This window comes from Tenacibaculum aquaeponti (genome assembly GCF_057221555.1).
In genome coordinates, this window is sequence record NZ_CM170147.1 from 1,899,218 (window position 1) to 1,917,818 (window position 18,601).

An 18,601-nucleotide genomic window follows, 5' to 3' on the forward strand; every position below is an offset into this window, starting at 1 on the left:
CATGACTCAGGAAATCACAATTATTATTGCTGCTACTTTTGGTTTTTTAGCTATCATTTTAGGAGCTTTTGGAGCACATTTTTTAAAGAAAAAATTAACTACAGATCAACTCACTAGTTTTGAAACTGGAGTAAAATATCAAATGTATCACGCAATTGTATTACTCACATTAGGATTGCAGTTCAATGAAAAATACGCCAATAGTTTACTTTTATTTACTATTGGTGTACTATTATTTTCTTTCAGTATTTATGGTTTAGTATTGTCTGATGCTTTTGGAAAGAAAATGAAATTTTTAGGTCCTATTACTCCATTAGGCGGACTTTGTTTAGCTGCTGGTTGGTTGTTATTAGGTGTATCTATTCTCTAAAATCTACCTACAAATAGGTATAAAATTCGTCACTTTAAGGCTTTATTTTTATCCCAACCAAAATAAAAGTCAATGAAAGCCTTTATAACATTAGTTCTTTTTTTATCTTATATCGCTACATATTCTCAATCTAAAAGAGAAATATTTAATAAGCGCTTAGACTCTATAACTTCAAATTATAAAGGTGCGCATCATGGCAAAACTATTATTCAAAGTAAACTTTTAAACGAAAGGTTAACCAACGCTTTTAACTATGTTATTTTCAATAATTCAGATTTAGTTGATAATGCTTCTGCTTTTGGAGTTTCTTTAAACGACGAGAAAACTAGAGTTTCTGTAAATACTAATTTTCATTTATGGGGAGAAAGTAAACATCAATTTTTTCTAAAAGCCGGAATTAATGCTAATGGTAGTGGTTCTTTTTTCAACTTGTACTCTAGAGGTGAATGGCAAAGTAATGTCGGTGGAAATTTAGGTCTCATCTGGAAATTTAAAGCCTCTGGCTTAACTAATGAAGGTAAAAACAAACTAAACCATAATAAAGTTCTTAGAAAAATTTTTATTAGAGATAGTATCACTAAAAGAATAACTTCTATTAAGAAGAATGACTATAAGAATAAACTAGAATTATATCTAAATGCATTAAAAAAAGGAAAAAACGACAGTATCTTAAAACGTTATTTTAAAGATTTAAAAAACCTAGAAAAGATTTTTAAAGCTATTGAAAAGTATAAAGGCAACAGAGAAATCACTAATTTAGATTTTAAAGATTACACTGACTCAACACAAAACAAGAAGAACTATAACAGTATTAACAAACTTATAGATTTACTTTGGTCTCAAAAAAAAGAGGGAAATAGAGCTTTAAGTGAATTAATTAAAGAAACTGCTTATGTTTATGATAAAAAAAACATAAAAAGTACAGGTTATAATTTCTGGTGGTTAGATGCTAATGTTCGTTTGAATAATAACTCTTTTAATTTTTCTGAAAAAGCGGCGAATATCAATGAAACTGTTTTAGCAGACTTTAATGCTTTAGAAGTAAAGAAAACAGGTATCAATAGATTAAACACTGTTGTTTCTTTAAACTTAAATTGGACTTTAAACAAACGTTATTCTGCTCTTTATACAAAAGCAGGTTTACAATTTAATTCTGGTTCATTTTTAAATAGCAACTTGATTAATGGAACTGCCGAAATTGCTGAAGTTAACACAGATGATTTGTTTATAATAAAAGATGAAGATGAGCAAGTTCTAGGAAGTTTTGACAACATAGATAAAACATTACAATACGGAGCTTTTAACCTTTATGGAGCATACTTTTTTGGAGAAAAAAAAGTATTTGGTTTAAACTTATCTTTAGCACACAGATTCAAGATTAAAACTCCTGCAAATTCATTTTACCAAGATAATTACTCGCTTTTGTTTGGTCCTGTATTTAGAAAACCAAAAGACAATAAAACAGGACTTACTTTTGGTATTGATATTGGTTTTGACAATGCTAGATATGATAAAAATGCTTACAAAAACTTTGTGGCTAGAATTAGAGTTGGTATTCCTTTCAATTTATATAAAATGAAGAATTAAATATTATAGCTTATAAAGCTATAATCTCTTCTATTATTTATTGACACTAAATAAAAGTAATTTTAGACTAAGAAATTACAAATTCATAAACTTTCAACTTTTCTAAAGTTGTGTACTGTAAAGTTTTTGATGTGTAGCTTCTAAAATAATTTTCGGAGCTTTTCCATATTGTTCTGCTTATAACCACCTTTAAATACACAAACATAATTTAAAACCTGGTTTTAAATCTGGAAATTTCCAATGTGGTATTGAAGTAGATAAATCATTTCCTCTTCTTTTAGTAAACTTAAGAAATTCTTGTGTTACTACTACACAAACTACATGTGTTTCATAATCGTGAGCTGCAGTTCTACATAAACCATCTCTAAAATAACCCGTAGCCGGATTATCACAACAACTTTGTAGTGGTTTTCCTAAAACATTTAATTCCTTAAATTCTCTTTAGTGATTTATTTTTCTGGAAAGATCAAACTCATATAATTTTCCTCCTTTTCCGTGAGATCTTTCATCGGTGATAAATAATTTTGTATCATCATCATTAAAATCGATAGCTTCTTTTTGAGACTCAAAACCAAGATCAATTTCTTTTAATTTACCTTTCAGAAAATTATCGCCTTCAAAATCATAAAATAACAAAACTGTATGAGACGTTAATAAAGCAACTTGTTTTCCGTCATTAGAAATACTTGAAGATGTTATCCAACATTTCATTTTAGAGCAATTTTCAAAACTACTAAGTAATTTTGCCTGGTATTTACCCTTACTTGCTGGTATTTTATATAAACTCGTTTTTCCATAATCTTTTTTCACTCTACTTTTTGTAAAAATGTACAAACTATCTTTGTAGAAAAGTATACTTTCTGCATCGAAAAAACGCTTTTTCTTTTTAGGTGGAAATTTGGTTTGTTCAGGATATTCAAATTGTATTTTTTCAACTTCAACAGATTTCTTATTCATTACTTCTTCAAAGTTAATTTTCAGAATAGTTAAATCTTGTCTTATATTTTGATTGTTTCCAAAATCAGCTAAATACAGATTTCCTTTTTCATCTGAAGTAATATCTTCCCAATCGTTATTTTTTGCATTAATAATAACAGTTCTTTCTATTTTACCTGAAGAATTAACCAGATAAATTTCATTTTTGTTACCACCATCATTATGCATCCAAAATAAGTTTTTACCATGTATTTTTTCTATTCCAGAAACTTCATCTAACAACTTAGGTAATCTTGCTATTTTTTTTAATTGACCATGGTTTGAACAACCAAAACTTAAAAATAATAAGACTAGATAATAGCTTTTTTTCATAAACTAAAGATAACTAAAAAAGCTCCCTAAAATTAAGAGCTTTAACAATTTTATAATAATAAACGATATCTTTATTTTCAATTAATAACTACCAATCTCCTGTGGCTCCACCACCACCAAAACCGCCACCGCCGAAACCTCCACCGAAGCCTCCGCCTCCAAATCCACCACCGCCGAAGCCTCCTGATGAACCTCCAAAACCACCAAAGCCACCACTTCTTCGAGATGAACCTCCGCCTCTACCAGCATTACTTAAAATAATGGTTTCGAAAAGATCACGAGAATCTGAATTTCTATATCTTCCTCCTCTATTTCCACGATTTCCTCTCGATATTAATAGTATAAAAATAACGATAAAAAAAATGAAAATAAAAATACCCGGATCTGTCCCTTTAGTTCTTCTTTTACGAGTTCCTTTATACTCGCCTTTCATTACTTTAAAAATAGACTCTACACCTTGATTTAAACCTGCATAATACTGTCCTTTTTTAAAATATGGTAAAATATCACGCTCAATAATTTGACGAGAAGTAAAATCGGTGAGTAAATGTTCTGTTCCGTAGCCTGTTCTAATGGTAATTTTACGGTCATCTTTAGCCAAAAGCACAAAGATTCCATTGTCTTTATCTTTCTGTCCAATTCCCCATTCATGAGCCCAATTCGTTGCTAAATAACCAATTTCTTCTCCTTTTGTAGTATTTATAATAGCAACAACAATTTGCGTAGAGGTAGTGTCTGAATAACGAACCAATTTGTTTTCTAAAGCCTTATTTTCACTTAAGGTTAGTAAACCTTTTTGTTCTTTATTATCTATTTTTTTTATGTAGTAATCGTAAACACTTGTTTGAAACTTTGGTTTCTTAGGAATATCAAATTGAGCAAAACTCAACTGAACTCCAATACAAAGAAATACTAACGTGAAGAAAATCTTTTTCATTTAGCCTTTAGATACTTCATTTGGTAACTCATCTATATCATCTTCGTCCCAAGGAAAATGAGCCTTTAATTCTTCACCAGCTTTTAAAACTCCTTGAACTAAACCTTGTTTAAAATTACCGTTCTTAAAATTGTTTTGTATAACATCTCTTGTTGTTTCCCAAAAATTATCTGGTACTACAGCATTTATACCTTTGTCGCCGTAAATCACAAATTTATGATCTACAACTGCTACATAGATTAAAACCGCATTTTCGGCTTTTGTTTGATCCATGTTAAGCATTTTAAATACTTCTAATGCTCGATCGTAATGCGATAGCTCTGTAGTAGCTTCAATATGCACTCGAATTTCACCAGAAGTATTTAATTCTGCTTGTCGAATAGCTTCGACGATTTCTTGTTCTTCTTTTTGAGAAAGAAAATCTTCTACTTGAGACATTTACTTTTTATTTCCAAAATCGAAATTAACATCTGGCGCTTTTTCAGAACCTGGATCTGCTTTGTAACGTGCCATCTCTTCAAAACCAAATTTACTAGCAAATAACGAACCTGGAAATTTTTTGATATGTTTATTATAAACATTCACATTTTCATTAAAACGATCTCTTGCTACATTAATTCTGTTCTCTGTACCTTCTAATTGACTTTGCAATTCTAAGAAATTACGATTTGCTTTTAACTCTGGATAACGTTCAACAGAAACTAATAATTTAGATAATGCTCCTGTTAAACCGGATTGGGCTTGTTGAAATTGTGCCATTTTATCTGGTGTTAAATCTCCTGCATTAATATTTACAGAAGTTGCTTTTGCTCTTGCATTAATCACATCAGTCAACGTACTTTTTTCAAAATCAGCAGCACCTTGCACTGTTTTTACAAGATTACCTATTAAATCGTTTCTTCTTTGATATGAACTCTCAACGTTTGACCATTTAGTTTTTGCATTTTCTTGATATTCTACTGCTACGTTATTAAAACGTACAGCTGCACTATAAAAATAAAACCCTATTACTCCGATTACCAATAAAGGCACTATCCATTTTTTCATAATTTCGATTTTTTGTTATTCTATTTGATTTTTGATTTTTATTAACTCCGCTTTTACAGCTTCTAATCTACTGATGATCTCCTGATTTTGAACAATTTTAGTTGGATTTTGCTTTAGTTTTTGTTTTGCTCCATCAAGTGTAAAACCTCGTTCTTTTACTAAGTTATAAATCAACTTAAAATTCTCTATATCTTCAGGAGTAAAAAGTCGATTTCCTTTAGCATTTTTTTTAGGCTTGATAATATCAAACTCACCTTCCCAAAAACGAATTAAAGATGCGTTTACTTCAAATGCTTTGGCTACTTCGCCAATTTTGTAATATCTTTTTTTGGGGAGATCGACATGCATGTTATTTTAATTCTATTTTTCCTGATTCACCAAACTTAATTTTATTTTCTGGAAAATCTTGTAAAGTCAACTTTTTTATTTCGTTAAATGCACGTTCTTGTGAATCTAAAAAAGGATATCTTGTTTTTGTTTGAATTGCTGAATGAATTTTCCCTTCAATAAAATCGCCGTTTTCTTTTAACTTCAATTCAAAAATTGGAGAATATGCTTTAGATCCACTCATACTAAAACGCTTATATGTAGCAAAATTCCCCATACTGTAAGCAATAAACTTCCCTTTGTAAACTTCAATTGCTCTTGGTACGTGTGGACCATGACCTAGTACAATTCCCGCTCCAGCATCAATCATTTTGTGTGCAAATGAATACACATTCCCTCTATTTTCTCCGTAGAAATATTCTGTTTTTCTAGGCACATTTTTATGCTTTGTACCTTCAGCTCCTCCGTGGAAAGAAACAATAACGATATCAACTTTTTTAGCTAAATTCTTTACCATTTGAGTTCCTTTAGTAACAAAGTTTAACTTCAAACAATCTTTATTAGGAGCAAAAGCAATTAAACCATATTTAATACCATCTTTTTCAAAAACAGTAGTTGGTTTAGATAAAACTCCTGCACTTGCAATTCCTGAATCATCAAGAGTTTTTAAAGTATTTTTAATTCCTAAACCACCAAAATCTCCAATATGATTATTTGCAATACTTACAACATCAAAACCTGCTTTTTCAAAATGCTTCCCAAAAGATTCCGGACTTTTGAATGAATAACATTTAGATGGATCTTTACATCGTTTTGCGTTTTTACCTGTATCTGTTAATGTTCCTTCTAAATTTCCAAATAAAACATCAGCGTTTTCAAATACATTTTGTACATCTTTAAAAGGATAGGTTCCTTTTGGTGGTAAATATGAAGCATTAGGAAACGTTGTTCCTAACATCATATCTCCCACTGCCATAAATGTAATTTCCTTTGTTTTTACTTGAGTTGAATCTGCTTGCTGTGCGTATGAGATTCCAGATAACGTTACAATACTAGCAGATACTAATATCTTTCTAATTGTTTTTTTCATAATTTTGGGGTCACTTTTTTAATCAAACGATTGGCCTTCATCTTCTGAAGCCTTTTGCATTGCCAAAAATTCTTCAGGAGTTAAATCTCCATAATAATAGTAAATCGGGTTTACAGCTACACCATTCCGATGAACTTCATAATGTAAATGTGCAGATACAGATCTTCCTGTATTTCCTACATAACCTATAATATCTCCACGTTTAACAGTTTGACCTTTTTTTACTCCAATTTTACTCATGTGTGCATAAACAGTTTTATAACCATAACCATGCTCGATGTATACTACTTTTCCAAAAGTTGCACTTCTATCTGCTCTAGAAACTGTTCCGTTTCCTGAAGCATAAATTGGTGTTCCTTTAGGCGCAGTAAAATCCATTCCTTTATGCATTTTACGAATCTTTAAAATTGGATGCATTCGCATTCCATAACCTGAAGCCATTCGTGTTAAATCTTCAGCTTTTAAAGGTTGAATTGCAGGAATAGATGCTAACATCTTCTCCTTAGCTTTTGCTAAAGCTACAATTTCATCTAATGATTTCGATTGTACCACTATTTGTTTAGACAACACATCTAAACGCTTGGTCACATCGATAATCATTTCACTGTTATTAAAACCCTCTAAATTCTTATAACGATTTACACCACCAAAACCTGCCTTTCGTTGTTCATCAGGAATCGGGTTTGCTTCGAAATATGATCTATAGATATAATTGTCTCGTTCTTGTAAATCTCCTAAAACTTCTGTAACCTCTTCAATACGTTTTCCTAATAACTCAATGTGAAGTTTAGAATTTTCTAATTCTCTCTTTTGTGCTTTTTGTTTTGGCGATTCAATAAACTGACTTAAAACCGTAAACCCAAGAAACATGGTAAGTCCAACACCTAATAGTATAATAATACTATTCTTGAACTTATCTCGCTTTCGTAATTCAATTTGCTGGTACGATAGCGTTTCTGGATCGTAATAATATTTTACTTTTGCCATATGACCAAATGTAGTACTTTTGTGTCCTTTGAAAGGAACTTATTTAGTTGATTAGACATGCAAAGTTATAAAATGTTTCAAAACTCAACGATTTCCTTTCTTTAATTAGAATTATTTTAACGAAATAACCCATGAAATCTCAAGAAATTAGAAGTAAGTTTTTAGAATTTTTTAAATCTAAACAACACGAAATCGTGCCTTCTGCCCCAATGGTATTGAAAAATGATCCAACCCTTATGTTTACTAACTCTGGGATGGCCCCATTTAAGGAATTTTTCTTGGGAAATAACACACCTAAAAACCCACGTGTTTCAGATTCTCAAAAATGTCTTCGTGTTTCTGGTAAACACAACGATTTAGAAGAAGTTGGTTACGATACATATCATCATACCATGTTTGAAATGTTAGGAAACTGGAGTTTCGGTGATTACTTTAAAAAAGAAGCCATTGCTTGGGCTTGGGAATTATTAACTGAAGTTTACAAAATTCCTAAAGATATTTTATACGTTACTGTATTTGAAGGTGATGAAGGTGATGGAACAAAAATGGATCAGGAAGCATTCGATTTATGGAAAGAATTTATTTCTGAAGATCGTATTTTAAAGGGGAATAAAAAAGATAACTTCTGGGAAATGGGTGATCAAGGACCTTGTGGACCTTGTTCTGAAATTCACGTTGATATTCGTTCTGCTGAAGAAAAAGCTAAAATAGATGGCAAATCTTTAGTAAATGAAGACCATCCTCAAGTAGTTGAAATATGGAACCTAGTTTTCATGCAATACAATAGAAAGGCTGATAAATCTTTAGAAGAATTACCAGCTAAACATATTGATACAGGAATGGGATTTGAGCGTTTATGTATGGTTTTACAAGGAGTTCAATCGAATTATGATACTGATGTATTTACTCCATTAATTAGAGAAATTGAAACCATTACAGGTGTAAAGTATGGAAATGATGAAAAAATTGATGTTGCTATTCGTGTAATTGCAGATCATGTAAGAGCAGTCTCTTTCGCTATTGCAGATGGACAATTACCAAGTAATAATGGAGCTGGCTATGTAATTCGTAGAATTTTAAGACGTGCCATTCGATACGGATTTACATTTTTAAATCAGAAAGAACCATTCATTTACAAACTATCTGAAACTTTAGCTCATCAAATGGGTGAAGCATTTCCAGAGATTAAAAAACAAGACACACTAGTTCACAATGTAATTAAAGAGGAAGAGCAATCATTTTTACGCACATTAGACCAAGGTTTGTTATTATTAGATAAAGTTATTGAGTCTACAGATAGCAAAATTGTTTCAGGTAAAAAAGCTTTTGAATTATATGACACTTATGGTTTTCCTTTAGATTTAACTCAGTTAATCGCTCGTGAAAAGGGATATGAGATTAATGAAAAGGAATTCAAGCAAAGCATGCAAGAACAAAAAGACCGTTCACGCGCTGCTTCGGCTAGTGAAACTGGAGATTGGATTACTTTAGTTGAAGATGAAGTTGAAGAATTTGTAGGTTACGATACTTTAAGTGTAGATGTAAAGTTAACTCGTTACAGAAAAGTAACTACTAAGAAAGATGGTGATCAATATCAGTTAGTTTTTAACATGACTCCTTTTTATCCTGAAGGAGGAGGACAGGTTGGTGATAAAGGTTTCTTAGAAGATGCTCATGGCGATGTTATTTACATTTTAGACACAAAAAAAGAAAATAATGTAATTATTCATTATGCTAAAAGCTTACCAAAACACTTAAACGAATCGTTTAAAGCTGTTGTAAATGAAGAATACAGAAGATTATCTGCAAGTAATCACACAGCTACGCATTTATTACACCAAGCTTTACGTTCAATATTAGGAACACATGTAGAACAAAAAGGGTCTTTAGTTAGTCCTAAACATTTACGTTTCGATTTTTCTCATTTTTCTAAAGTTGATAGCGATCAATTAAAAGAAATTGAAGAATTTGTAAATGCTCGAATTCGTGAAAATCTTCCGTTGGAAGAAAAACGCAACATTCCAATGCAACAAGCAATCGACGAAGGCGCTATTGCTTTATTTGGAGAAAAATATGGCGATAGTGTACGAGCGATTAAGTTTGGCCAGTCGATGGAATTATGTGGAGGAACACACGTTCAGCAAACTGGTGATGTTTGGTATTTCAAAATTAAATCTGAAGGTGCTGTAGCTGCTGGTATTCGTCGTATTGAAGCAATTACAAATATGGCTGTTGGAGAATATTTCGAAGACGTTGAAGATAAATTTAATGCTGTAAAAGATGTGTTGAAAAATCCTAAAGATTTAACTAAAGCTGTTACTTCTTTACAGGATGAAAATGCTGCTTTAAAAAAGCAAATAGAACAGTTATTAAAAGATAAAGCTAAGAACATGAAAGGTGATTTAAAAAATCAAATCACTGAAGTTAATGGTGTGAACTTCTTAGCTACGAAAGTAGATTTAGACCCTACTAGTATTAAAAACTTACTATTCGAGTTAGGTGGTGAAATTGACAATTTATTTGTCTTATTTGCTACTGCTCCAACCAAAGAAAAAGCAATGTTAACGTGTTATATTTCTAAAGATTTAGCTAACGAAAAAGGTTACGATGCAGGTAAAGTAGTTAGAGAATTAGGAAAATTAATCCACGGAGGTGGTGGTGGACAAAATTTCTTTGCTACGGCTGGAGGTAAAAATCCTGGTGGAATTCCTAAAGCATTAGAGCGCGCTAAGGATTACATCGCATAATATAAAATTGAAAATCAATCTGAGAACTCATTTAAGATTCTAAGATAAGTTCAGTATAGCATTAAAAAAATCTAAGGTCATTATGACTTTAGATTTTTTTATTTTTACAACATGAAAGAGAAATTATCACATTATTGGACAGAGTTTGGGGTTTGGATCTATTTTATTTTATACATACTAATAGATATATTCTATGGAGATATGATTTCATTTTATTATGAAAAAATCCCAAAACCTATTATTACCTCTGCTTTATTCTTATTATTAATTTATACTACATATAAAGCTTTTACTCCAACAAAAGAAAATCCAGAAATTCTATTAATACCTAGTGAAAACGACCTTCAACGTAAAGAAAACACCTTTATTTCTTTGATTTTTATTATACCAGCATTTATAATGTATTTTTTTATTTCAGACTCTTTTAATGTAAATTATATCATTTTTTTTCTGATTGTATTAGTAAATGCTAAAAATGAAACTTCTTTAAAGAGAACAGCATCCTTTCAAATTAAAAAAGGATTAATAACTTTTAAAAATGGGAAAGAAGAACGAATTTTTAATGTTTCAGAAATAACAAGTTTACAAGTATTCCCGAATCAGATTATATTTTTTAAAGAAGATTCACAAGAATTAATTTCTTTTCTTCAATTAGAAAAAGAAGATTTCCAAAACATCAAAATATACTTTAATAAAAGAGTACCAGAAATTTCAATTAATTTAGCGCAACCAGTAACTCAGTAAGTGAAATAGTATGGATTTACAAACCAAATTACCTTTAAAACAACAATCACATAACTTAATTGATTACAACTCTAAATTATTATTGTTAGGTTCTTGTTTTTCAGAAAATATTGGAAATAAACTCAGTTATTATAAGTTTCAGGTCAATCAAAATCCGTTTGGAATTTTATTTCACCCAAAAGCTATTGAAACATTAATTACCAATGCCATTAATGAGAAAACATATACTGAAACTGATATTTTCGAATTAAATGAACGTTGGCATTGTTTTGATGTACATTCTAACCTTAGTGAAATTGATAAAGAACAGTTACTTCAAAACATAAATTCTGCGATTCAAACTACCTCTAAAGAATTATTAGATGCAAGTCATATTATAATCACTTTAGGAACAGCTTGGGTGTATCGTTTTATTTCTTCGGATACAATTGTTGCAAATTGTCATAAAGTGCCTCAAAAGCAATTTTTAAAAGAATTGTTAACTGTTGATGAGATTACAGCTAGTTTAGAGAATATTTGTACTTTAATTAAAAGTGTGAATCCTAAAGCTTCAATAATTTTTACTGTTTCTCCTGTGCGTCATTTAAAAGATGGTTTTATAGAAAATCAAAGAAGTAAATCACATTTATTTGCAGGAATTCATGAAGTGGTTGAACCAAGAAACCAACACTATTATTTTCCATCTTATGAAATTCTAATGGATGAATTACGTGATTATCGTTTTTATAATGCTGACATGATTCACCCAAATAAGACTGCCATAAATTACATCTGGAAAAAGTTTTCTGAAACTTGGTTTAGCGAAAACACATTACAAACATTAACTAAAGTTGAGGAAATTCAGAAAGGATTAGCACACAAACCTTTTAATCCGAATTCTGAAGCACATCAAAAATTCTTAAATAAAATTGCACAAAAAATGGAAACACTAATTCAAGCATTTCCTTTTATGAAGTTTTAGTTTTTTATCTCTTAATAAACTAAGATTGTTTTTATTAAAGTAATTCTGTAAGTAACATTACCCCTTCTTCTGAAGTAGTATTACCCTCACTTTGAACCCAACTTTCACAAAATTCTTTTTTTGAATATCTCACCTTACCTTTAGCAGGATCAGCAACCCAAGCACTATCTTTTGTCATTTTATAAACCACTACAAAATGATTATTCTCCCAGTGAGCAATGGTCGGATTATCGTATTCTAATATTTTATCATAAGTAACTCGGATTCCTAAATTTTTGATTCCAATGCTATCACAAGCTTCACTTAAACCTAATAGTGTTGTTCCCTCTACTGGATTGTAAGACGATAACTTCTTTAAACTATCCAACTGAATATTTAAGTCATAATATTTACAAAGCATTGCTAAGCAAACCGGACCGCAATCTTTTGCATTTTCTTGAAGTATAATAGGGAATTTCTTAGTGAGAACTGGAGGATTAGATGTGTTTACTTTACATCCAATAATTACTAACCACAAGAATGCAATTGTTGATATTAATTTAATTTTCATAGCTTATTTTTTAAAAAAGCAAAAAGATGTGCTAAAGCACACCTCTTTACAACTTTAATATTTTTATTTTATAAATATTGATCTACGTCTCCCCAAGGACCTCCGTTGATTATATCTATTCCTTGCCCTTGTAAAAAATTAGTTGCTTGTCCACTTCTACCTCCACTTCTACAAACAGCAATTACTGGTTTACCCCAAGATTTAATTTCTTCTACATTATTTGGAATTGTATCTAACACAATATGCTTCGCACCTTCACTATGCCCTTCATTCCATTCAGCTAAAGTCCTTACATCTAAAACAACAGCTCCTTTTTTTAAATATTCTTGTATTTCGTTTGCCATATTTTTCCTTCTAAATAAATTAAATATATTCATTTTATACTACTTGTTCATTCAATAATAATGATAATCCTTCTTCAATTAAACTAGAGAATTCTTCATTCATTTTTAAACGATTTAAATATTCTTTAATTGAATTTTGAATTTCATAATTCTGTTTTACAGAAATTTCATACAACTCTAATGCCAACAACCAATCTTCATTAAATTTTTCTTCAACTAGATTAAAAATTGCCACAATTTTATTTTCAGAAATTAAATTTTCTTTCCTCATTTGTCGTACTTGACTATATAAATCGTACAATTCACGATCTGAGGAAGAATATTTAATCTTATGTGTTTTAGTTTCAGAAACTTTACCAATGTCTTCAAAAGAACTTACATCAGCAGGGCCAGCATATGCAGAAATAACATTTACTCCAACAGCCATATCATAAATTCCCCAATCTGGATGAAATAGTACTGTATCAAAATGAGTAACTGTACAGTTTTTAAATGATATAAGTTGAATTCTTCCTCTTAAATCTCTAGTTCCCGTAATAACTTCTCCTTCTACTTTTACACCTCCTTCAAACTCAAGACTAACTGTTTTTCCTTCATAAATTCCATAAGCTTCCAAATCTCTAGGGCTCATATTCTCAATTGGAATATTAATTCCTTTCAGTTTTCCAATAGGGCTTCCATATCCTTCTGCATGATAACTTATACCATGACCTATCAATTCTTTATCTCTATTTGCTAAAGCTGTTGCTCCAGTAGTTTGAATATAAATAGGTTTATTATTTTCATCTGTAATTACATTAGTAAATACTCCTGAAATTTGAATCCCTGTTGACAATTCAATAGTTCCTAAATTTTTAGAATCTATAAGTTTATTAACACCACTTAAACCTCCTTTTCGAATTCCCATGGTATTTGCATACTGTTCTAATACTAAACTCAAATGTGCAAAATCTGGAGTTACAAATAATTGCGGTTGTGGTTTTGTAATATCAAAAGATACATTAGAAGCTTCTAAAGTATAAGGTAATTTCTTAACAGCATCTTGCATACACCATTTACTTTCTCCTATTGAAGAAAGCAATCCTGCTCCATAAATCTTAGGATTATCAACAGTACCAATTAATCCATACTCTACAGTCCACCAATGCAAATTTCTAATTTGAGCCATTTCAGAAAGTGCCCCCATATTATTTTGTAACCATTCTACTTTTTCTTGTGCTTCTTGAATTTCCTTTTGACTAGAATTTGGATTTTCTTTTAAGATTGAAAGTAATCGAATAGCTTCATACATTTCATAATCTCTAGAAGAAGAAATAGCTTTTGCTCCAATTTCTCCAAATCTTCTTAAATACTCTGCATATTCAGGATTTGCAATAATTGGTGCATGACCAGCAGCTTCATGAATAATATCTGGTGCAGGTGTATATTTGATATGGTCTATTGTTCTCATATCTGAAGCTATTACCAAAACATTATAAGCTTGAAATTCCATAAAAGCATTTGGTGGAATAAAACCATCTACAGATACAGCAGCCCAACCTATCTCTTTTAAAATTCTATTCATTCCTTCCATTTTTGGAATTGTATCGATAGAGATACCTGTTTTTTGTAATCCTTCAATGTAAGATTCATGGGCTACTTTACCTAAATAATCTACATTCATTCGCATTACATATCTCCATACAGCCTGGTTTTGAGCTGTATACTCATCATAAGGTTGTTTAACCACAAACTTATGTAAATGTTGAGGCAATTTTCTAGTTACTTCATTTAACTCAAATTGAGCTTTCATACGTTAAAATGTTTGTGTTGTTTGTAAGGATAAAAATACTCATTTCGAAATTAATAGCCTTAAAATTTTCGTTTTTTGTATATTTACGAGTAACACAAAAATCAAAAAACATGAGAAGAGGAGGATTTAAGTTCCGCCTATTAATTGGCTTAATTATAGTTGCTTTCGCTTACTTAAGAAAGTGCAGTCAAAAAAAGGTAAATCCATACACTGGTAAAACGCAAACCATAAGTTTAAGCACAGATCAAGAAATAGCTATTGGATTACAACAAGCTCCATCTATGGCAAACCAACATGGTGGATTATACCCTAACAACCAATACCAAGCCTACATTGATAAAATCGGACAAAAACTTGTAGATAATTCTATAGCAAAAAGATCTGCCTATAAATATGAATTTCATCTATTAAGAGATGATAGAACAATTAATGCATTTGCCTTACCTGGCGGACAAATATTTATCACTTATGCTTTATTTTCTAAACTCACAGACGGATCTGGAACACTAAATGAAGATATGGTTGCTGGTGTTTTAGGACATGAAATTGGTCATGTACTTGGCAAACATTCTAACGAAAGAATTAGCGAAGCAAACTTCTGGAAATTAATTACAATGGGAGCTTCAGTTGGAGCAGACATGGGACAATTAGCTAACAGTATCGGCCAACAAACTTTACTTAAAAACGGAAGAGGTGATGAATTAGAAAGCGATGAATTAGGTGTAAAGTTAATGCTTGACGCTGGTTACGACCCTCGCTATCTAATTAACGTAATGGAAATTTTAAAAGCTGCTGCGGGTCCAAACAGAGTTCCAGAATTTCAAAGTACTCATCCTGATCCTGAAAATAGAATTCAAAAAATTAAAGAAGCAATTAGGAAATATTCTTAAGAATATTTCCTAAAAAAAATTCTGGTATAATATTTATTAATAAATACTGTTATAATTTAGTAATTGAAAAAGATGTTTTAGAGTTTATAGTAATATATTAATTATCACATCAAACTATGTCAAAATCTGAAGAAACAGATTTAAACTTATTAATTAGCTCCTTAAGTTCCAAAGTTTACAACTCTTTTAAAAGAAGTTTAAATACAAAATCTGAAAACACAACAAAACTCAAACTTTTAGAAACAATAAGAAGAAAAAAAGATTTTGAGAAAGACTTTTTTATAAAAAAACACAAATTATCACCTCTAAAATTTAATACATTAAAATTTGATTTATTTCAAGAGTTAATAGATCATTTAAAAGTATCTGAAGAAAAGTATTCCGACATTAATTTATTCAAAAAACTTGTAGAATTAGAAGTCCTTTTAAAAAATGCTTTATATACTAAAGCCAAAAGAAAACTTAGTAATCTAAAAAAAATTGCTTCTGAGAAATGCAACTTTGAAATCTGTTGCCTGTTACAGAAAAAAGCTGTAGAGTTTAGGCTTTTTAATTACGAAAAAGGCACTAACAGCTTCAAAGAAGGAGTTGCAGAATTAGATAAATATATTCAGTTATCTAAAAACTTGAGTTCTTATAAACTTTTGGCAGAAGAGATTTGCGAATTACACTATCAATTTTTAGACAAACGTATAAAAAACAGAGACACACTTCTAAACTACAACAAAACCCCACTACTTCAAGACATTAACAATGCTAAATCTGTATTATCTATATACTTTTTCTACAGAGCAAAATCGTTAATTCACATGGGGAACAATGATTTTAATGAAGGCAAAAGATATTCTTTTTTAGCATATGAACATTTAGACCAAAACCCCTCTAAATATCGTGATGATTTCCTTTTGAAATTTAAAGCTTTAAATAATTATTTAGATTCTAGTATGAATTTAATGGAAACAACTCCTTTCGAAAAAATTCATCCAGAACTTTTAAAGCTGATAAATGAAAACAAACACAAATTTAATGTAATCACTAAAAGTTTTACTACAATTGCTAATGACTGTTTAGTTTTAAACTATTTATGGATAAAAAAAGATATTGATCGTTTCTTACATATTATACCAGAAATTAAAAAAAATTACGATTTACATAATGAAATGACTGGCCCTAACTTTAGTGTTGAAGTATTATTATTTATTGCACGCATGTATTTTTTAAACGGTATGTTAAAAGAAGCAAATCATTATTGCGTGATGATAAGTGAGAAAAAAACGAATCCTGCTTCTCTTATAATTTCTTGTGGCAACATTTTAAGGATTATGATTCAACATGATCTTGGAGATCATCAATTAATCTCTTATTTAATTCATACCAGTAAATATTTTTTGAAAAGTAATGAGCGGCTTTTTAATTTAGAGCGCAGTATTCTAAATGGTTTACATAAGATTAAACCTTATTTTTCTGATTCTCAAAAATCACAACTCTTTAAAGAATTGTATTTAGAAATCAATGAAAAACTAGATAAATCAGAAGATTCTATTCTAGATAAAAAAATAGGAATTTTAGAATGGTTAAAATCTAAGATATAAAAGAACACAATTTTCTTTAAAAAAAGAATTTAACCTTTAAAAAAACAACATAAAAACATTCAAAAACAACCAGTTAACATACTGAAGATGTTTTATTTCCATGAATTTAGAAAAACTTAACTAGTAAAATATTTTTTAAAATTCCTTAAAAAACAATCATCTTGCAATGGATTAGAGATTAGTGTTGATACTTTCTATGTTCAACGCATCAAAAACTATAATTTAAAATCGTTTTTAAATACACTTTTGATTTGATTAATTAAAAAAATTAATCTTAAAAAAAATTATTTATAGTGATTATTTGAATTGTCAAAATTACCCAAGATTGACTTTTCAATTTTAAGGTGCAAAAAAGGGTAGATTTTAAAATCTACCCTTTTTATAGTTAAACTCAATTATCTACACTAAAAACTTAAGCTGTTTTTAGCTTATTTAGTTTTTCTTTTTTAACTTTTATTTCGTTTTCTAACTTATTTAATCTTTTTTCAACTCTACTAATAATTGCTTCTTTTCTTTGAATATCTTCAGCAGTTAAAGCACCTTCTTTCTTAGCTGCTTCTAATTGATCTTTCTTCTTTTTCAAACCTTGTCTTCCACTAATTAACATTTCTTCATTAACACTAATATCATCTTCTACCTCCATTATTTTCATTCTCTTTTCTTTAGAAATCTTATCTTCAATTTCCTTTTTTTCAGCTTTCAACTGACTATCTAACTGCGTTAACTTTTCATTTTTTTTACGCAAAGCCTCTAATTGCTTTTTATAAGCCTCTTCACTAGCTTTTATTTCTTTCTCTAACTTCTCTCTTGCAGCTTTTAATTCTTCTTCTCTTTTTTCTAAATCACTATCAGTTTTAACTTCTGAAACAGGAGTTGCTACAGTCTCAGTTCCTACAGACTCAACTTCTTTAAGTTCAGCAACTTTAACATTTAAAGATTTCTTGAATGAAATTAACTCTTCTTTTTGAGCTTTAATCTTCTTATCAAGTTTAGATAATCTAGCCTCAACATTTCTAATGATTGTTTCTTTTCTTATAACCTCTTCTTTAGTAATTCTGTTTTTACTTTTATCTTTCGTTAATCTAGACTTAATTCTTTCTAAACCTTCTACTCCACTTAACAACATTTCTTCGTTAACACGAATTTCTTGTTCTTTATTTTTAATTGCTTTTCTATCTTCTCTGGATAATTCTTGAGAAAATACGGTTTGAAAACTGAAACAAATAACTACTATTGTGGGGATTACATTTTTGAACATTTTCATTTCTTCTTTTATTTATACTTTCAATGTTTACACTTGTATTTGATACCTTTTTAGTTAAAAAGTC

18 protein-coding genes and 1 pseudogene are annotated in these 18,601 nt (G+C 30.0%); 7 read left to right on the plus strand and 12 right to left on the minus strand.

Annotated features, from left to right (window positions below; all coding sequences use genetic code 11):
- Position 1: 1 nt before the first annotated feature.
- Both AC2TEO_RS08355 and AC2TEO_RS08360 read left to right on the plus strand, forming a co-directional pair.
- Positions 2–370, plus strand: coding sequence for a DUF423 domain-containing protein (locus tag AC2TEO_RS08355; RefSeq protein WP_299680752.1), 369 nt, complete (start codon positions 2–4; stop codon positions 368–370).
- A 72-nt stretch (positions 371–442) separates the two neighbouring features.
- On the plus strand, positions 443–1,957 hold the full coding sequence (locus tag AC2TEO_RS08360) for a hypothetical protein (RefSeq protein WP_442267668.1): 1,515 nt from the start codon (positions 443–445) through the stop codon (positions 1,955–1,957).
- Between the two features lie 189 nt (positions 1,958–2,146).
- Here AC2TEO_RS08360 and AC2TEO_RS08365 read toward each other — a convergent pair.
- The 8 genes and pseudogenes from AC2TEO_RS08365 to AC2TEO_RS08400 form a co-directional block, all read right to left on the minus strand.
- A pseudogene (locus AC2TEO_RS08365) lies at positions 2,147–2,320 on the minus strand (DUF2237 family protein); the annotation flags it as partial.
- A gap of 78 nt (positions 2,321–2,398) precedes the next feature.
- Positions 2,399–3,265: a YjiK family protein gene (locus AC2TEO_RS08370; protein WP_442267669.1), complete on the minus strand. Its 867-nt coding sequence runs from the start codon at positions 3,263–3,265 to the stop codon at positions 2,399–2,401.
- Between the two features lie 88 nt (positions 3,266–3,353).
- Positions 3,354–4,202 (minus strand): TPM domain-containing protein, encoded by an 849-nt coding sequence (locus AC2TEO_RS08375; RefSeq protein WP_442267670.1) that lies wholly within the window; start codon positions 4,200–4,202, stop codon positions 3,354–3,356.
- Positions 4,203–4,640 (minus strand): TPM domain-containing protein, encoded by a 438-nt coding sequence (locus AC2TEO_RS08380; RefSeq protein ID WP_442267671.1) that lies wholly within the window; start codon positions 4,638–4,640, stop codon positions 4,203–4,205.
- Positions 4,641–5,249 (minus strand): LemA family protein, encoded by a 609-nt coding sequence (locus AC2TEO_RS08385; RefSeq protein ID WP_442267672.1) that lies wholly within the window; start codon positions 5,247–5,249, stop codon positions 4,641–4,643.
- A gap of 15 nt (positions 5,250–5,264) precedes the next feature.
- Entirely contained in the window at positions 5,265–5,597 is a 333-nt protein-coding gene (locus AC2TEO_RS08390; protein WP_299678954.1) for a MerR family transcriptional regulator, read from the minus strand.
- Position 5,598: 1 nt separating this feature from the next.
- Entirely contained in the window at positions 5,599–6,666 is a 1,068-nt protein-coding gene (locus AC2TEO_RS08395) for a CapA family protein (protein ID WP_442267673.1), read from the minus strand.
- 18 nt (positions 6,667–6,684) lie between these two features.
- Positions 6,685–7,653, minus strand: coding sequence for a M23 family metallopeptidase (locus AC2TEO_RS08400; RefSeq protein ID WP_442267674.1), 969 nt, complete (start codon positions 7,651–7,653; stop codon positions 6,685–6,687).
- 131 nt (positions 7,654–7,784) lie between these two features.
- Here AC2TEO_RS08400 and alaS point away from each other — a divergent pair, with 131 nt between their 5' ends.
- The 3 genes from alaS to AC2TEO_RS08415 all read left to right on the plus strand — a co-directional run bounded on the left by alaS (position 7,785) and on the right by AC2TEO_RS08415 (position 12,105).
- On the plus strand, positions 7,785–10,400 hold the full coding sequence (gene alaS, locus AC2TEO_RS08405) for an alanine--tRNA ligase (RefSeq protein WP_442267675.1): 2,616 nt from the start codon (positions 7,785–7,787) through the stop codon (positions 10,398–10,400).
- Positions 10,401–10,511: 111 nt separating this feature from the next.
- Positions 10,512–11,144 (plus strand): hypothetical protein, encoded by a 633-nt coding sequence (locus AC2TEO_RS08410; protein WP_442267676.1) that lies wholly within the window; start codon positions 10,512–10,514, stop codon positions 11,142–11,144.
- A gap of 10 nt (positions 11,145–11,154) precedes the next feature.
- Complete coding sequence (locus AC2TEO_RS08415; RefSeq protein WP_442267677.1) at positions 11,155–12,105, plus strand: GSCFA domain-containing protein; 951 nt, start codon at positions 11,155–11,157, stop codon at positions 12,103–12,105.
- A 34-nt stretch (positions 12,106–12,139) separates the two neighbouring features.
- On the opposite strand, the gene AC2TEO_RS08420 is transcribed toward AC2TEO_RS08415, so the two are convergent.
- The 3 genes from AC2TEO_RS08420 to AC2TEO_RS08430 form a co-directional block, all read right to left on the minus strand.
- A complete protein-coding gene (locus AC2TEO_RS08420; RefSeq protein ID WP_442267678.1) occupies positions 12,140–12,655 on the minus strand; it encodes a cysteine peptidase family C39 domain-containing protein in 516 nt (171 codons plus the stop codon).
- Between the two features lie 68 nt (positions 12,656–12,723).
- On the minus strand, positions 12,724–12,999 hold the full coding sequence (locus AC2TEO_RS08425; RefSeq protein WP_442267679.1) for a rhodanese-like domain-containing protein: 276 nt from the start codon (positions 12,997–12,999) through the stop codon (positions 12,724–12,726).
- 34 nt (positions 13,000–13,033) lie between these two features.
- Positions 13,034–14,791: an aromatic amino acid hydroxylase gene (locus AC2TEO_RS08430; protein ID WP_442267680.1), complete on the minus strand. Its 1,758-nt coding sequence runs from the start codon at positions 14,789–14,791 to the stop codon at positions 13,034–13,036.
- A 110-nt stretch (positions 14,792–14,901) separates the two neighbouring features.
- Between AC2TEO_RS08430 and AC2TEO_RS08435 the strand changes: the two genes are divergently transcribed.
- Complete coding sequence (locus AC2TEO_RS08435; RefSeq protein WP_442267681.1) at positions 14,902–15,681, plus strand: M48 family metalloprotease; 780 nt, start codon at positions 14,902–14,904, stop codon at positions 15,679–15,681.
- A 116-nt stretch (positions 15,682–15,797) separates the two neighbouring features.
- On the plus strand, positions 15,798–17,273 hold the full coding sequence (locus AC2TEO_RS08440) for a hypothetical protein (RefSeq protein ID WP_442267682.1): 1,476 nt from the start codon (positions 15,798–15,800) through the stop codon (positions 17,271–17,273).
- A 412-nt stretch (positions 17,274–17,685) separates the two neighbouring features.
- Here the strand turns inward: AC2TEO_RS08440 and AC2TEO_RS08445 are convergent, their stop codons facing one another.
- A complete protein-coding gene (locus AC2TEO_RS08445; RefSeq protein WP_442267683.1) occupies positions 17,686–18,537 on the minus strand; it encodes a coiled-coil domain-containing protein in 852 nt (283 codons plus the stop codon).
- Between the last annotated feature and the right edge of the window lie 64 nt (positions 18,538–18,601).

Excerpts from the sequence above, each read along its gene's own strand:
- AC2TEO_RS08355 (WP_299680752.1), top strand. The coding sequence starts at position 2 with ATGACTCAGGAAATCACAATTATTATTGCTGCTACTTTTGGTTTTTTA.
- AC2TEO_RS08360 (WP_442267668.1), top strand. The coding sequence starts at position 443 with ATGAAAGCCTTTATAACATTAGTTCTTTTTTTATCTTATATCGCTACA.
- AC2TEO_RS08370 (WP_442267669.1), bottom strand. The coding sequence starts at position 3,265 with ATGAAAAAAAGCTATTATCTAGTCTTATTATTTTTAAGTTTTGGTTGT.
- AC2TEO_RS08375 (WP_442267670.1), bottom strand. The coding sequence starts at position 4,202 with ATGAAAAAGATTTTCTTCACGTTAGTATTTCTTTGTATTGGAGTTCAG.
- AC2TEO_RS08380 (WP_442267671.1), bottom strand. The coding sequence starts at position 4,640 with ATGTCTCAAGTAGAAGATTTTCTTTCTCAAAAAGAAGAACAAGAAATC.
- AC2TEO_RS08385 (WP_442267672.1), bottom strand. The coding sequence starts at position 5,249 with ATGAAAAAATGGATAGTGCCTTTATTGGTAATCGGAGTAATAGGGTTT.
- AC2TEO_RS08390 (WP_299678954.1), bottom strand. The coding sequence starts at position 5,597 with ATGCATGTCGATCTCCCCAAAAAAAGATATTACAAAATTGGCGAAGTA.
- AC2TEO_RS08395 (WP_442267673.1), bottom strand. The coding sequence starts at position 6,666 with ATGAAAAAAACAATTAGAAAGATATTAGTATCTGCTAGTATTGTAACG.
- AC2TEO_RS08400 (WP_442267674.1), bottom strand. The coding sequence starts at position 7,653 with ATGGCAAAAGTAAAATATTATTACGATCCAGAAACGCTATCGTACCAG.
- alaS (WP_442267675.1), top strand. The coding sequence starts at position 7,785 with ATGAAATCTCAAGAAATTAGAAGTAAGTTTTTAGAATTTTTTAAATCT.
- AC2TEO_RS08410 (WP_442267676.1), top strand. The coding sequence starts at position 10,512 with ATGAAAGAGAAATTATCACATTATTGGACAGAGTTTGGGGTTTGGATC.
- AC2TEO_RS08415 (WP_442267677.1), top strand. The coding sequence starts at position 11,155 with ATGGATTTACAAACCAAATTACCTTTAAAACAACAATCACATAACTTA.
- AC2TEO_RS08420 (WP_442267678.1), bottom strand. The coding sequence starts at position 12,655 with ATGAAAATTAAATTAATATCAACAATTGCATTCTTGTGGTTAGTAATT.
- AC2TEO_RS08425 (WP_442267679.1), bottom strand. The coding sequence starts at position 12,999 with ATGGCAAACGAAATACAAGAATATTTAAAAAAAGGAGCTGTTGTTTTA.
- AC2TEO_RS08430 (WP_442267680.1), bottom strand. The coding sequence starts at position 14,791 with ATGAAAGCTCAATTTGAGTTAAATGAAGTAACTAGAAAATTGCCTCAA.
- AC2TEO_RS08435 (WP_442267681.1), top strand. The coding sequence starts at position 14,902 with ATGAGAAGAGGAGGATTTAAGTTCCGCCTATTAATTGGCTTAATTATA.
- AC2TEO_RS08440 (WP_442267682.1), top strand. The coding sequence starts at position 15,798 with ATGTCAAAATCTGAAGAAACAGATTTAAACTTATTAATTAGCTCCTTA.
- AC2TEO_RS08445 (WP_442267683.1), bottom strand. The coding sequence starts at position 18,537 with ATGAAAATGTTCAAAAATGTAATCCCCACAATAGTAGTTATTTGTTTC.